Here is a 14,538-nt window from a genome sequence, read left to right as displayed (position 1 = left end):
TTCCTGGATGAATCATAGCACAGTTTTAAAGCACCCCTCTCTCCCCAGGAAAGAGGGGTTACGGTTAGCCGTTGGCGGCCACTTTACGCAGGTCGAACACGCGACAGGCTTTGCCTTCGGAGCGCGGAATACTGCCACAGTTCACGATAGTGACGTCCGTTGAGATCCCCACCATCGACTTAATTCGGTGGCGCAGATTATGGCACACCTGGCAGCGCTGTTCGTGGGTCAACGTCAGGCTGCTCTCTTTCAGCTCGACCTTCACAGAAAGCGAATCAAGATGACCACGACGATTCACCTCCAGCTGGTAGTGCGGAGACAAGTGCTCAAACTTGACGATCTCCTCTTCCAGTTGCGATGGGAAGACGTTTACGCCACGGATAATCAGCATATCGTCGCTGCGACCGCTGATCCGGTCCATACGGCGCATAGTGCGCGCCGTACCGGGCAGCAGACGAGTCAGGTCGCGGGTACGATAGCGGATCACCGGCAATGCTTCTTTGGTGAGCGTGGTGAACAGCAGTTCGCCCAGCTCGCCATCTTCCAGCGGGGTGCCATCGTTCGGGTTAACAATTTCAGGGTAGAAATGATCTTCCCAGATTGTCGGGCCATCGGCGGTTTCAATGCATTCCATCGCCACGCCCGGGCCCATCACCTCTGACAGACCGTAAATATCCAGCGCGGTAATGCCCAGACGTTTTTCGATTTCGCGGCGCATGGCCTGCGTCCACGGCTCGGCACCAAACACGCCCACGCGCAGGGAACACTGGCTGGCATCGCCACCCATCTGGCGCTCCAGCTCTTCAATCAGATTAAGACAATAAGACGGCGTCACCATGATCATGTCCGGCTGGAAATCACGGATAAGCTGCGCCTGTTTTTCAGTCTGGCCGCCGGACATCGGGATCACCGTGGCCCCTAAACGTTCTGCGCCATAGTGTGCGCCCAGCCCGCCGGTAAACAGCCCGTAACCGTAGGCCACGTGGATTTTATCTTTCGCGCTGCCACCGGCAGCACGCAGGGAGCGGGCGACAATGTTGGCCCAGGTATCAATGTCATTCTGGGTGTAACCCACCACCGTCGGTTTGCCGGTCGTGCCGGAGGAGGCGTGGATACGCACCACCTGCTCCATCGGTACGGCAAAGGTATCGAACGGGTAGTTATCGCGAAGATCCTGTTTCGTGGTGCACGGGAATTTACGGATATCCGCCAGCTCTTTGAAATCGTCAGGGTGAACGCCCGCCGCATCAAACTTGCGTTTGTACATTGGCACGTTGTGATAAGCATGGTTCAGCGTCCATTTCATGCGCTCAGTCTGTAACGCCTTTAACTCATCAATGGACGCGGTTTCGATCGGATCAAGCTTTGTATTAGTTGTCATTGTAGGGTACTCACATTGTTTTTCGCTCAAACACGCTCAAGGATCATGGCAATGCCCTGACCCACACCGATGCACATCGTACAAAGCGCATAGCGCCCGTTGCGTCGGTGCAATTCGTTGCTCGCTGCCAGCGCCAGTCTGGCACCGCTCATTCCGAGCGGGTGGCCTAACGCAATCGCGCCCCCGTTCGGGTTAACATGCGCGGCATCATCTGGTAAGCCCAGTTGACGCAACACACCCAGCGCCTGCGAAGCAAAAGCTTCGTTAAGCTCAATGACATCCATATCGTTAATACTTAGCCCCGCACGCTCCAGCACTTTACGGGTCGCCGGAACCGGCCCTAACCCCATCAGGCGCGGTTCAACGCCTGCCGTTGCCATTGCCACAATACGCGTGCGTGGCACTAAACCTTGTGCCAGCGCCATTTGCTCGCTGGCGATAATCAACGCTGCTGCGCCGTCGTTCACGCCAGAAGCGTTCCCCGCCGTGACCACACCATTTTTACGAAACGGCGTTTTCAGCGCAGCCAGCTGCTCCAGGGTTGTCTCGCGAGGATGCTCATCAACGCTGATCTCCGTTACCGTCCCTTTTTTGCCCGCCACCAGCACTGGCACAATTTCCTGAGCCAGAATGCCGTTCTGTTGAGCCTGCGCCGTGCGCTGCTGGCTACGCAGTGCGAAGGCATCCTGGTCGGCACGGCTAATATTTAACAATTCAGCTACATTCTCCGCCGTTTCCGGCATACTGTCAGTTCCGAATTGCTGATGCATGAGCGGATTCACAAATCGCCAGCCGATGGTGGTATCAAACATCTCCGCCTGACGCTGAAATGCCGATGTCGCTTTGCCCATCACAAAGGGCGCACGGGACATTGACTCCACACCGCCGGCAATCAGCAGATCGCCGTCGCCTGCTTTAATCGAGCGTGCTGCAAAGCCAATGGCATCCAGCCCGGAGCCGCACAGGCGGTTAATCGTAGTACCAGACACCGTTTGCGGCAGCCCGGCCAGCAGCGCGGACATACGCGCCACGTTGCGGTTGTCTTCCCCGGCCTGATTCGCGCAGCCGAAAATCACATCGTCTATGCGTTCTGCGTCCAGCTGCGGGTAGCGCGCCAGCAATGCACTCAGTGGCACCGCACCTAAATCATCAGCACGGACACCCGACAACACACCGCCATAACGCCCCACCGGGGTACGAACACCGTCACAAATAAATGCATCACGCATCAGGCTTCTCCTGTCACACTGCCGCCAATGCGGTGAGATTTCCCGCGAAAGAGAGCGACCGTTTTTTGTTGTTGGTTTTGGATTTCAATGTCGTACACGCCGGTCAGTTTGCCCTGATGCTTAACCCGCGCGATGGCAGTCAGCTTGTCCCCGGCAAATCCCGGACGCAGAAAGTCGATGGAGCAGCCCGACGCCACCGCCGCCAGCCCCTGGCTGTTGCAGGCGTAGGCGAATGCAGTATCTGCCAGCGAGAACAGCTGGCCGCCGTGGCAGGTTTTATGGCCGTTAAGCATCTGCGGGGTGATGGTCATCGTCACCACCGCGTACCCTTCGTCCATTTCGATAATGTCGATACCCAGCGCCTGCGCGCAGGCATCCTGTTCATACATCGTGCGGGCGTTGTGCCAGGCGTTATGACTCATAGCTACTCTCCAGAAGCGCACGCTGGCGCAGCAGTGAACAGGGGCGATAGCGTTCCTCGCCATAGTGGCGTTGCAGGTTTTCCAGCAGCGCTAACAGACGTTGCCAGCCCAGACGTTCACCCCAGGCAATCGGCCCACAGGGGTAATTCACGCCAAGGCGCATAGCGGTATCGATGTCTTTCTCGCTGGCGACCCCTTTTTGCAGGGCGTCCAGCGCTTCGTTGGCAATCATCGCCACCGTGCGCCAGATGAGCAGGCCAGGGTAATCTGCAATCTGTACCACCCGTTTTCCCTGCTGCTGCAGCCAGAAAATGGCTTTTTGTGTCGCCGAATGCGGGTTACTGGCGGCCGCAGCGATCACCGCCACGTCGCCTTCCATCCGGTCGACCACCACCACCGGGCTGTTTAAGCGTAGCGCCAGTGCCTGGGCGGTCTCCCCCTGGGTTTCAATCAGCAACAGCTCATCAATTTCGGTGACACCGTCACTTCTTCGCTGCGTGTTCATCGGGCTATAACTGTCGCTGACGGCATCGAGCCACTTCACCTGGGGTTTATTGCCGTTCCAGTCGTACACGCCCTTCCCGCTTTTTTTACCCAGACGCCCGGCCAGCACCAGCTCTTGCTGGACCAGCGAAGGCAGGAAACGACGTTCCTGCCAGAAGGCGTTGAACACTGAACAGGTCACGGCAAAATTGACGTCCTGACCAATCATGTCGGTCAGCTCCAGCGGCCCCATCGGGAATCCGCCGCCTTCGCGTAACGCGGCATCGATGACTTCGGGCGCGGCGACCTGTTCTTCCAGTGCGCGCCAGGCTTCTGAATAGAACGGACGCGCCACACGGTTAACGATAAAGCCCGGCGTGGACTGGCAGCGCACAGGCTGTTTGCCCCAGTTTGTTGCCAGCTCACACAGTTCGTCCGCCACTTCCGGAGATGTCGCCAGCCCGCTGACCACTTCGACCAGCTTCATCACCGGGGCCGGGTTGAAAAAGTGCAGCCCGGCCACGCGTTCAGGATGACGAATATCTGCCGCAATCGCGGTAACGGAAATGGACGAGGTATTACTGGTCAGCAGCGTCTGCGGCTGGCAAATTTCGGCCAGTTGAGCAAACAGCGCCTTTTTCACGTCCAGGCGTTCGGATGCGGCTTCAATCACCAGATCCGCCGCAGCAAGCGCGTTAATGTCGGTTACCGGAATGAGCCGCGCGAGGATCTGATCGCTGGCATCCGCAGACAGTTTTCCGCGTGTCACGCGGGAGGCCAGGCGCTGACGGATACCGTCAATGGCGCGCGAAATGGCGGCTGCGGCGATGTCGTAAATCAGGACCTGATGGCCGTGGCTGGCCGCCACTTCGGCGATCCCGGCGCCCATCGTGCCGCTGCCAATCACGGCAACAGTGCGAATATTCATCACCATCTTATTTCCCCGTGAAGTTCGGCGTACGTTTTGCCAGGAAAGCGCTCACGCCTTCGCGATAGTCATCGCTGCGTCCGGCCAGACGCTGGTAATCACGCTCCAGGTCGAGCTGCGCATCCAGCGTATTGGTTTCAGCGGCGTTGATGGCCTGCTTGATAAGCCCCAGGCCAAAGGTCGGCTGGGAAGCAAAGTGCAGCGCCATCTGTTGGGCGGTGCTGGAGAGTTGCTCGTCATCCACCACCTGCCAGATCATCCCCCACGCCTGCGCCTGCTCGGCACTCAGTTTGTCACCGAGCAGTGCCAGCCCCATGGCACGGGCGCGTCCTGCAACGCGTGGCAGCAGCCAGGTACCGCCGCAGTCCGGCACTAAGCCAAGTTTACTGAAGGCCATGACGAAATTCGCAGAACGCGCGGCAATCACCATATCGCAGCCCAGCGCCAGGGTTGCACCTGCGCCCGCCGCCACGCCGTTTACCGCGGCGATAACCGGTTTTGGCAGTTTCGCCAGGCGGCGTACCAGCGGGTTGTAGAAGGTTTCCACGGACATCCCCAGATCCGGTGCCGGGCCGTTCGGGTCAACGTTGCGGTCGTTAAGATCCTGCCCGGCGCAAAACCCGCGCCCCGCTCCGGTTATCAGCAAACAGCGGATGGTGTCATCACGCTCGGCCTGTTTCAGGCATTCGGAAAGCTGCTGATGCATGACATCGTTAAAGCTGTTTAAACGCTCCGGACGATTGAGCGTAATGGTCATTACGCCTTGCTCTACTTGACTCAGAATAAATTCCACAATTAGCGTCCTTTAAAGTCGGGGGTGCGTTTTTGTAAGAAAGCCTCGATACCTTCACGGCGATCGTCAGTGGCTGAAAGTAGCGTAAACAGCTGTCGCTCTTGCGCCAGCCCGGCCTGTAGCGGCACTTCCTGAGACTGGCGCAGCGCCTGTTTCGCAGCCTGTAGCGCCAGCGGCGAGTGGCGAACCATCAGCGCCGCCTGCTTCAGGGCATATTCGAGCGTCAGCGGCGCAGGGAAGATATCGCTCACCAGCCCGGCGTGTTGCGCCTGCTGCGCGGTAATGCTTTCACCGGTCAGCACCATTTTGCTGGCAAGCGATTTCCCCACGCTGCGAATAAGGCGCTGCGTACCGCCAGCACCTGGCATAATGCCGAGGGTGATTTCCGGCAGCCCGAATCGGGCGTTATCACCGGCGATAACCACATCGCACAACAGCGCAAGCTCACAGCCCGCGCCCAGCGCAAAGCCGTTAACGGCGGCAATCAGCGGTTTAGGAAAGGCGTTGATTCGCGCCCACAGCTGGGGGCGAATGTCATTCAGCGTGGCGGGCAGATCTTTTTCCGCCATTTCGTTGAGATCGGCGCCTGCGGCAAAGCAGCCCTCACTGCCGTAAATCACGCAGGCTGAGATACCGCTATCTACCGCCGCGGCTTCCAGTTCAGTGGCCAACTGGGTCAACAGCGCATTGTTCAGGGCATTGCGCGCGGCCGGGCGGTTGAGCGTGAGCTGCAACACACGGCCATGACGGGTGACAATCAGTTCGCTCATGCCATCCCCTTCGCATCAAAGTCGACAATCACATCGGCGGTTAACGGCAGCGCCTGGCAGCTCAGCACATATCCAGCAGCCAGTTCGTCCGGCTCAAGGCTGTAGTTGGTTGCCATATCCACTTGGCCGCGTACCACTTTGCATTTGCAGGTGGCGCATACGCCGCCTTTGCAGGCGTACGGCAGGTCAGCGCCCTGACGCAGGGCCGCATCCAGAATGCTTTCGTCGTCGGCGGTCAGGGTGATTTCGCGGTCACGGCCATCCTGACGCACGGTGACTTTTTGCCCCTGCGCCTGCACGCTGACGGTACGTTTCACGCCAGAGCCAGGAGTATTAAAACGTTCAAGGTGGATGGTTTTTTCCGGCATCCCCAGCGCTATTAACGTTGCTTCCGCATCGTCCATCATCGCCGACGGGCCGCAGATAAAAGCTTCGTCATACTGACGGAAATTGATCAGGGTCTTTGCCAGCGCCTGAAGTTTTTCGCCATCAATACGCCCGTGCAGCAAATCGCTGTCGAGGGTTTCCTGGCTGAAGATGCATACCAGTTGCAGGCGCTGCGGGTACTTGTCTTTCAGGTCAGCCAGCGCCTGACGGAACATCATGCTCTGGCTACTGCGGTTACCGTAAATCAGGGTGAATTGGCTGTTTGGCTCGGTGGTTAGTGTGGCGGACAGGATCGCCAGCATCGGGGTGATCCCGGAGCCCGCTGCGATAGCCAGATAGTGGCCTTCACGTTCGGCCTGCGGCTGATAGCCAAAGTGCCCCTGCGGAACCATGACCTCCAGCGCCATGCCCTGCTTGATCTCATCCCGGGCGTAGCGTGAAAAACGCCCACCTTCGATGGCTTTCACTGCCACGCTGATTTCGCCAGGTGTCACGCTACGACAGATAGAGTAGCAGCGGCGCAGTTCATCACCGCCAAGCGTGGCTTTAAGGGTCAGGTGTTGCCCCGGACGAAAGCGATAAGCCTCCTGCAATGCCTGTGGGACCGCAAAGGTAATGGTCACCGCATCGCGGGTTTCGGGTTCTACTTTTGCCACAGTTAAGGAGTGAAACGTTGTCATGGCAACCTCAAATACATTTGAAATAGTCGAAAGGTTCACGGCAGCTATTGCAGCGATAAAGCGCCTTGCAAGCTGTTGAACCAAATTCACTGATAAGCGAGGTATCGGTGCTGGCACAGCGCGGGCAACTAACTTCAGCCGGTGCATGAGCGTGGCAGCTGTGGCCGACGGGCGGGCTGATGCCATATTCACGCAGACGCTCGCGGGCATCGGCGGTCATCCAGTCTGTGGTCCAGGCAGGCTCAAGCTGCAACACGATATGCACAGGGGTAAAACCGTGCGCCGTCATCGTTTCGCGAATAGCACCCAGCAGGTGTTCCGTTGCCGGGCAGCCCGAATAGGTTGGCGTAAAGCCAATCACCCAGCCTTCGCCCAGCGCGGTAACGTTGCGAACCATCCCTAAGTCGGTGATGGTCAGAACCGGCACTTCCGGGTCCGGGATCTGGCTTAACAGCGACCAGATTTGCGGGATTTCCGCAGGTGCAATCTCGACGAAACGTTGCATAACCGCTCTCCTTACCACTGCTGACCCGGGTAGACGCGCTGGAGATATTGCATCTCTGCCAGCATCGGCCCCAGGTGTTCGGTGTGCAGCCCTTTCTTGCCGCCGGTGCGATACGCCACTTCTACTGGCACGTGCAGTTCGGCTTCGTGTAATCCGGCAAACACTTCGCTTTCCCAGCCCTGACGCAGTTCGCGCGGGTCGACGGCGATACCTTCTTCAATCAGCGCCAGTTCGACGTCATCGGCTTCAAACAGCTCTGCCGTAAAGCGCCACAGGTTGTCTACCGCCTGCTGCATCCGCTGCGCGGACACGTCCGTGCCAGCGCCCAGACGCACCACCCAGCCACGGCTAAAGCGCAGGTGATAACGCGCTTCTTTGATCGCTTTCGCGGCAATAGCGGCCAGTTGGCGATCGCGGCTCTGGGTTAACCGGCTGAACAGCTCTACGTGCCAGGCATCCATAAAGTACTGGCGGGCAATGGTGTCGGCGAAGTTGCCGTTCGGCTGTTCCACCAGCAGCAGGTTGTGAAACTGGCGTTCATCGCGGCCAAAGGCCAGCGTGTCTTCATCGCCGTGGCCTTCCAGCTCAGCCGCGTAGGTCAGGAAATTACGCGCCTGTCCAAGCACATCCAGGCCGATGTTGGCCAGCGCCAGGTCAATTTCCAGCTCTGGCGCGTGGCCGCACCAGGCGCCAAGACGCTGTGAAAGCACCAGGCCGTTGTCGCCCAGACGCAGGGCATATGCAGTTGTTGTTTTCATCCCTGACCTCACATGTGCTCGATGCCATCAGGGATGGTGTAAAACGTCGGGTGGCGGTAGACCTTGCTTTCCGCCGGGTCGAAGAACTCACCGCTCTCTTCAGGCTGTGAAGCCACGATCTCGCTCGCCTTCACCACCCAGATGGAACAGCCTTCGCTGCGACGGGTGTAAGCATCGCGTGCATTTTCCAGCGCCATGCGATCGTCGGCAGCGTGAAGGCTACCCACATGACGGTGAGACAACCCTTGTTTGGAGCGCACAAAAACTTCGTATAACGGCCAGTAGACATTGCTCATTGTTGTTTCCTCTTATGCGACCTGACGGGTGCGCTGTTTTTCTGCGTGCACCAGTGCGGCTTCGCGCACCCACGCCCCGTCTTCCCAGGCTTTTCGCTTTGCGGCCAGGCGTTCGTGGTTACACACGCCTCGCCCGTTAATCACGTCTTCAAATTCGTGCCAGTCAATTTCACCGAAGCGGTAATGACCGCTCTCTTCGTCGAAACGCAGGTCAGCATCCGGTACGGTCATGCCCAGCATTTCCACCTGCGGTACGGTGTTATCAACAAAACGCTGGCGCAGCTCGTCGTTGCCAAAGCGTTTGATTTTCCAGGCCAGGCTGCGGGCGCTGTTTGGCGAGTTGTCATCGTTTGGCCCGAACATCATTAATGCCGGCCACCAGAAACGATTGATCGCGTCCTGCAACATCTGACGCTGGGATTCACTGCCCTGCGCCAGCGCCATGCAGGCTTCAAAGCCCTGACGCTGGTGGAAGCTCTCTTCTTTACAGATTTTCACCATCGCACGGGCATAAGGGCCATATGAGGTACGGCACAGGGCCACCTGGTTCACGATGGCGGCACCGTCCACCAGCCAGCCGATCACGCCGATATCGGCCCAGCTCAGCGTCGGGTAGTTAAAGATGGAGGAGTACTTCATCTGACCGTCGAGCATCTTCTGGTAGATGTCTTCCCGCGCGCAGCCCAGCGTTTCCGCCGCACTGTAGAGATATAAACCGTGTCCGGCTTCGTCCTGCACTTTCGCCAGCAGAATCGCTTTGCGTCTCAGCGTCGGGGCGCGGGTGATCCAGTTCCCCTCAGGAAGCATCCCGACAATTTCAGAGTGCGCATGTTGCCCAATCTGGCGGATCAGCGTCTTGCGGTAGGCATCAGGCATCCAGTCCTGTGGCTCGATGGCCGTCTCCTGCGCTATGCGCTGCTCAAAGCGTTGTTCTTGTGTCACATCATCACCCTTATGATTCGTTAACTGGTTACATTAAGTGAAATGGTGAATCACTTCGTTTCTTAAAAGTTACACAAAGGTTAAATATAACCCCAAGAAGTGTTTGTGTAATTTGTGACATCGCTCGCAAGGCTTTTCAAACCTGGTGGGGGCGCACAGAAGAATGGACGGGCGTTTCGTCAGGCCAGATCACAATGTTAACAATTCATTAAAACATCGCTTGATTTTTATGATTCACGATCAAAGTATTTATAGTGAAATCACGTAACACTTGGAGATAAGAAATGCAGCAGTTAGCCAGCTTCTTGTCCGGCACCTGGCAGTCTGGCCGGGGCCGTGAGCGCCATATTCATCATGCCATTAGCGGCGAAGCACTGTGGGAAGTGACCAGCGAGGGTCTGGATATGGCGGCGGCTCGCCGCTATGCCATTGAGCACGGCGGTGAATCACTTCACGCCATGACCTTTATTGAACGCGCTGCCATGCTGAAAGCGGTGGCAAAACACCTGCTGAGCCAGAAAGCCGCATTCTATGCGCTGTCGGCACAAACCGGGGCAACCAAAGCCGATAGCTGGGTCGATATCGAAGGCGGGATCGGCACCCTCTTCACCTACGCAAGCCTTGGCAGCCGCGAACTGCCGGACGACACACTTTGGCCGGAAGACGAACTGATCCCGCTGTCAAAAGAAGGCGGGTTTGCCGCACGCCACGTCTTAACGTCCAAATCCGGTGTGGCGGTACACATTAACGCCTTTAACTTCCCCTGCTGGGGAATGCTGGAAAAACTGGCGCCGACCTGGCTTGCCGGGATGCCCGCCATTATCAAACCCGCCACTGCTACCGCGCAGGTAACGCAGGCGATGGTGAAATCTATCATCGACAGCGGCCTGGTACCGGATGGGGCAATCAGCCTGATTTGCGGCGGTGCCGGGGATCTGCTGAGCCAGCTCGACAGCCAGGATGTGGTGACATTTACCGGCTCCGCCAGTACCGGCCAGAGCCTGCGCGTGCACCCGAACATTGTCGCCAACTCCATTCCATTCACCATGGAAGCAGACTCACTGAATTGCTGCGTGCTGGGCGATGATGTGACGCCGGAACAGCCCGAGTTTTCGCTGTTTATCCGCGAAGTGGTGCGAGAAATGACCGCCAAAGCCGGGCAGAAATGTACCGCCATTCGCCGCATCATTGTGCCGCAAAGCCAGGTGGATGCCGTAAGCCAGGCGCTGATTGCCCGCCTGGAAAAAGTGGTGATGGGCGACCCGGCGCAGGAAGGGGTGAAAATGGGCGCGCTGGTCAACCACGAACAGCGCGCAGATGTGCAGGAAAAAGTGGATCTGCTGGTTGCCGCAGGCTGCCAGGTTCGCCTGGGAGGTAAAGCAGATATGCAGGCGGCAGGCGCGTTCTTCCCGCCAACCCTGCTCTTCTGCCCGCAGCCGGATGAAAGCCCTGCGGTGCATTCCACCGAGGCATTTGGTCCGGTTGCCACGCTGATGCCCTACCGCACCGCCGACCACGCCATGCAGCTTGCCCGCGCCGGTGGCGGCAGCCTGGCCGGGACGCTGGTGACGGCAGATTTAGCGATCGCCCGCCAGTTTATTGCCGGGGCCGCGCGCGCTCACGGGCGCATTCAGATCCTCAACGAAGAGTCTGCCAAAGAGTCTACCGGGCACGGTTCTCCGCTGCCGCAACTGGTTCACGGCGGCCCAGGACGCGCGGGTGGCGGTGAAGAGCTGGGCGGCTTGCGGGCGGTAAAACATTACCTGCAACGCACAGCCATTCAGGGCAGCCCGTCGATGCTGGCGGCGATCGGCAAACAGTGGGTGCGTGGCGCACAGGTGCAGGAGGACCGGGTTCATCCGTTCCGCAAATACTTCGAGGAGTTACAGCCAGGCGATAGCCTGCTGACACCGCGCCGTACCCTGACGGAAGCCGATATCGTCAACTTTGCCTGCCTGAGCGGCGATCATTTTTACGCTCACATGGACAAGATTGGCGCGGCGGAATCTATCTTCGGCGAACGCGTGGTCCACGGTTATTTCCTGATTTCCGCCGCGGCGGGTCTGTTTGTGGATGCGGGTGTGGGGCCGGTGATTGCCAACTACGGCATGGAAAACCTGCGCTTTATCGAGCCGGTCAAACCGGGCGACACCATTCAGGTTCGCCTGACCTGCAAACGCAAAACGCTGAAAAAACAACGTGCCGCCGATGAGAAACCGACAGGCGTGGTGGAATGGGCGGTTGAGATCTTCAACCAGCATCAGCAAGCCGTTGCCCTCTATTCCATTTTGACGCTGGTCGCGCGCCAGCAAGGCGATTTTGCAGAGTAAGACGTTACGCGCTTTGACCGGGGATGTGATTTACCCCCGGTCTTTTTTTAACCTGGCAAGACTGACAAATAACCTGGCAGATGCAGGCAAACGCTTTTCACACAGCCCTGCCAGGATAACGCTGGCACAACACAAAAAACACAACAAAACAAAATGAGGTCAACGATGGGAAGCAACTCTTCTTTTTCTGCCCGTAAAACGGCACTGGCCATGGCAGTTGCTCTGATTTGCGCCTGGCAAACCCCTGTTTTCGCCCACGGCAGTGAGGCGCACATGGTTCCGATGGACAAAACGCTTCAGGAGTTTGGCGCGGATGTCCAATGGGATGATTATGCGCAGATGTTCACCATCGCCAAAGACGGTGCATTTGTGAAGGTCAAGCCAGGTGCGAAAACGGCTATCGTCAACGGCAAAACCCTGAAATTGCAGGTGCCAGTGGTGATGAAGGGCAAAAAAGCCTTTATCTCTGATACCTTCATCAACGATGTTTTCCAGTCCGGCCTCGACCAGACCTTCCAGGTAGAGAAACGCCCTCACCCGTTGAATGCGTTATCTGCTGATGAAATTAAGCAAGCCGTAGAAATCGTTAAATCCTCTGCGGATTTTAAACCGAATACCCGCTTCACCCAGATTGCGCTGGCCGAGCCGGAAAAAGCCAAAGTCTGGGACTTTGTGCTGAACGGCACGGCGGTGGATTCCCCTCGCCAGGCCCAAGTCACGATGCTTGACGGTAAACACGTCATTGAAAGCCTGGTTGATCTGAAAGACAAAAAAGTGCTGCGCTGGGAGCCTATCAAGGATGCACACGGTATGGTGCTGCTTGATGACTTCACCGCCGTACAGCAGATTATCAATGACAGCCCGGAATACGTTGAAGCGCTGAAAAAGCACGGCGTAACCGATCCGAAGAAAGTGATCACCACCCCGCTGACCGTCGGCTATTTTGACGGCAAAGACGGCTTAAAACAGGAAGACCGCCTGCTGAAAGTGGTGAGCTACCTCGATACCGGTGACGGTAACTACTGGGCGCACCCGATTGAAAACCTGGTCGCCGTTGTCGACCTGGAACAGAAGAAAATCCAGAAAATCGAAGAAGGTGCCGTGGTGCCGGTCCCATTGGCGCCACGCCCGTATGATGGCCGCGACCGTATAGAGACGCCGAAAAAACCGCTCGAGATTATTGAGCCAGAAGGCAAGAACTACACCATTACCGGTGACATGGTGCACTGGCAGAACTGGGACTTCCATTTGAGTCTGGATTCCCGTGTAGGGCCTGTTATCTCTACTGTGACCTACAACGATAACGGCAAAAAACGCCAGATCATGTACGAAGGTTCGCTGGGCGGAATGATTGTGCCTTACGGCGACCCGGACGTGGGCTGGTACTTCAAAGCGTATCTGGATTCCGGCGACTACGGTATGGGCACCCTGACCTCTCCGCTGGTGCGCGGCAAAGACGTTCCGTCTAACGCCGTATTGCTGAATGAAACCATCCCGGACTACACCGGTGCACCGATGGAAATCCCACGCGCCATCGCCATTTTTGAGCGCTACGCGGGCCCTGAGTACAAGCATCAGGAAATGGGTCAGCCGAACGTCAGTACCGAACGCCGTGAACTGGTCGTGCGCTGGGTCAGTACCGTGGGTAACTACGACTATATCTTTGACTGGGTGTTCCACGAAAACGGCACCATCGGTATTGATGCCGGTGCAACCGGGATTGAAGCGGTGAAAGGCGTGCTGGCGAAAACCATGCATGATGCCACCGCCAAAGACGACACCAAATACGGCACGCTGATCGACCATAACATCGTCGGCACCACCCACCAGCATATCTATAACTTCCGTCTGGATATGGATGTGGATGGCACCAACAACAGTCTGGTGGCAATGGATCCTGAAGTGAAGCCAAACACAGCAGGTGGCCCACGTACCAGTACCATGCAGATTAACCAGTACAATATTGATACCGAACAGCAGGCCGCGCAGAAGTTTGACCCGGGCACCATCCGTCTGCTGAGCAATACCAGCAAAGAGAACCGCATGGGTAACCCGGTGTCGTACCAGATTATCCCGTATGCAGGCGGTACTCACCCGGTTGCCACCGGGGCGAAATTTGCACCGGATGAGTGGATTTACCATCGCCTGAGCTTTATGGACAAACAGCTGTGGGTCACGCGTTACCATCCGAACGAGATGTATCCGGAAGGGAAATTCCCGAACCGTTCCACCCACGACACAGGTCTGGGTCAGTACAGCAAGGATAACGAGTCGCTGAACAATGAGGATGATGTGGTCTGGATGACGACGGGGACAACCCACGTTGCCCGTGCCGAAGAGTGGCCAATCATGCCAACGGAGTGGGTTCACACCCTGCTGAAACCGTGGAACTTCTTCGACGAGACACCAACCCTCGGCAAGAAAAAAGACGATAAGTAACCTCAGACAAGCCGGGCACCATGCCTAATGCTTGTCTGTTAAGCGCGGTGGAAGGTTCCGTTCACCTTAATACCCGCAGGAAATAATTCGTTCAGAACACGTGAACGGGATAAGGGAGCCACCGCGGCTCCCTTATCAATCCCCGCGGCCCGCAACGAAATCGGTGCTTCGCACTGCGCTCACCTCCCGACCTTC

The 14,538-nt window shown here is 57.5% G+C and carries 13 protein-coding genes; 2 read left to right on the top strand and 11 right to left on the bottom strand.

The features are described 5' to 3' along the window. Positions 1 to 64: 64 nt before the first annotated feature. The 11 genes from paaK to paaA are packed head-to-tail and all read right to left on the bottom strand — an operon-like array spanning position 65 to position 9,574. On the bottom strand, positions 65 to 1,381 hold the full coding sequence (paaK, locus tag M987_RS16170) for a phenylacetate--CoA ligase PaaK (protein WP_014070178.1): 1,317 nt from the start codon (positions 1,379 to 1,381) through the stop codon (positions 65 to 67). 26 nt (positions 1,382 to 1,407) lie between these two features. After that, a complete protein-coding gene (gene pcaF / locus M987_RS16165) occupies positions 1,408 to 2,610 on the bottom strand; it encodes a 3-oxoadipyl-CoA thiolase (RefSeq protein WP_014070177.1) in 1,203 nt (400 codons plus the stop codon). Further along, positions 2,610 to 3,032: a hydroxyphenylacetyl-CoA thioesterase PaaI gene (gene paaI, locus M987_RS16160; RefSeq protein WP_014070176.1), complete on the bottom strand. Its 423-nt coding sequence runs from the start codon at positions 3,030 to 3,032 to the stop codon at positions 2,610 to 2,612. Before paaI ends, pcaF begins: the two co-directional genes overlap by 1 nt. Next, on the bottom strand, positions 3,022 to 4,449 hold the full coding sequence (gene paaH / locus M987_RS16155; RefSeq protein WP_014070175.1) for a 3-hydroxyacyl-CoA dehydrogenase PaaH: 1,428 nt from the start codon (positions 4,447 to 4,449) through the stop codon (positions 3,022 to 3,024). Before paaH ends, paaI begins: the two co-directional genes overlap by 11 nt. Position 4,450: 1 nt before the next feature. Further along, positions 4,451 to 5,239 (bottom strand): 2-(1,2-epoxy-1,2-dihydrophenyl)acetyl-CoA isomerase PaaG, encoded by a 789-nt coding sequence (gene paaG / locus M987_RS16150; protein WP_088201862.1) that lies wholly within the window; start codon positions 5,237 to 5,239, stop codon positions 4,451 to 4,453. Beyond that, positions 5,239 to 6,006: a 2,3-dehydroadipyl-CoA hydratase PaaF gene (gene paaF / locus M987_RS16145; protein ID WP_014070173.1), complete on the bottom strand. Its 768-nt coding sequence runs from the start codon at positions 6,004 to 6,006 to the stop codon at positions 5,239 to 5,241. The genes paaG and paaF overlap by 1 nt, the downstream gene beginning before the upstream one ends. Next, positions 6,003 to 7,073: a 1,2-phenylacetyl-CoA epoxidase subunit PaaE gene (gene paaE / locus M987_RS16140; RefSeq protein WP_014070172.1), complete on the bottom strand. Its 1,071-nt coding sequence runs from the start codon at positions 7,071 to 7,073 to the stop codon at positions 6,003 to 6,005. The genes paaF and paaE overlap by 4 nt, the downstream gene beginning before the upstream one ends. Before the next feature lie 7 nt (positions 7,074 to 7,080). Then, complete coding sequence (paaD, locus tag M987_RS16135; protein ID WP_014070171.1) at positions 7,081 to 7,578, bottom strand: 1,2-phenylacetyl-CoA epoxidase subunit PaaD; 498 nt, start codon at positions 7,576 to 7,578, stop codon at positions 7,081 to 7,083. An 11-nt stretch (positions 7,579 to 7,589) separates the two neighbouring features. After that, a complete protein-coding gene (paaC, locus tag M987_RS16130; protein ID WP_014070170.1) occupies positions 7,590 to 8,336 on the bottom strand; it encodes a 1,2-phenylacetyl-CoA epoxidase subunit PaaC in 747 nt (248 codons plus the stop codon). 8 nt (positions 8,337 to 8,344) lie between these two features. Beyond that, complete coding sequence (paaB, locus tag M987_RS16125) at positions 8,345 to 8,632, bottom strand: 1,2-phenylacetyl-CoA epoxidase subunit PaaB (protein ID WP_003857353.1); 288 nt, start codon at positions 8,630 to 8,632, stop codon at positions 8,345 to 8,347. Between the two features lie 12 nt (positions 8,633 to 8,644). Next, positions 8,645 to 9,574 (bottom strand): 1,2-phenylacetyl-CoA epoxidase subunit PaaA, encoded by a 930-nt coding sequence (gene paaA / locus M987_RS16120; protein WP_014070169.1) that lies wholly within the window; start codon positions 9,572 to 9,574, stop codon positions 8,645 to 8,647. Between the two features lie 284 nt (positions 9,575 to 9,858). Between paaA and paaZ the strand changes: the two genes are divergently transcribed. Together paaZ and tynA are read left to right on the top strand one after the other, a co-directional pair. Further along, positions 9,859 to 11,904, top strand: a complete 2,046-nt coding sequence (paaZ, locus tag M987_RS16115; RefSeq protein ID WP_014070168.1) for a phenylacetic acid degradation bifunctional protein PaaZ — start codon at positions 9,859 to 9,861, stop codon at positions 11,902 to 11,904. A gap of 165 nt (positions 11,905 to 12,069) precedes the next feature. Then, positions 12,070 to 14,343, top strand: coding sequence for a primary-amine oxidase (gene tynA / locus M987_RS16110; RefSeq protein WP_014070167.1), 2,274 nt, complete (start codon positions 12,070 to 12,072; stop codon positions 14,341 to 14,343). Positions 14,344 to 14,538: the final 195 nt, after the last annotated feature.

Origin of the sequence: Enterobacter soli ATCC BAA-2102, assembly GCF_001654845.1 — a bacterium.
GTDB lineage: Bacteria > Pseudomonadota > Gammaproteobacteria > Enterobacterales > Enterobacteriaceae > Enterobacter > Enterobacter soli.
This window is presented reverse-complemented; position numbering and strand designations above follow the sequence as displayed.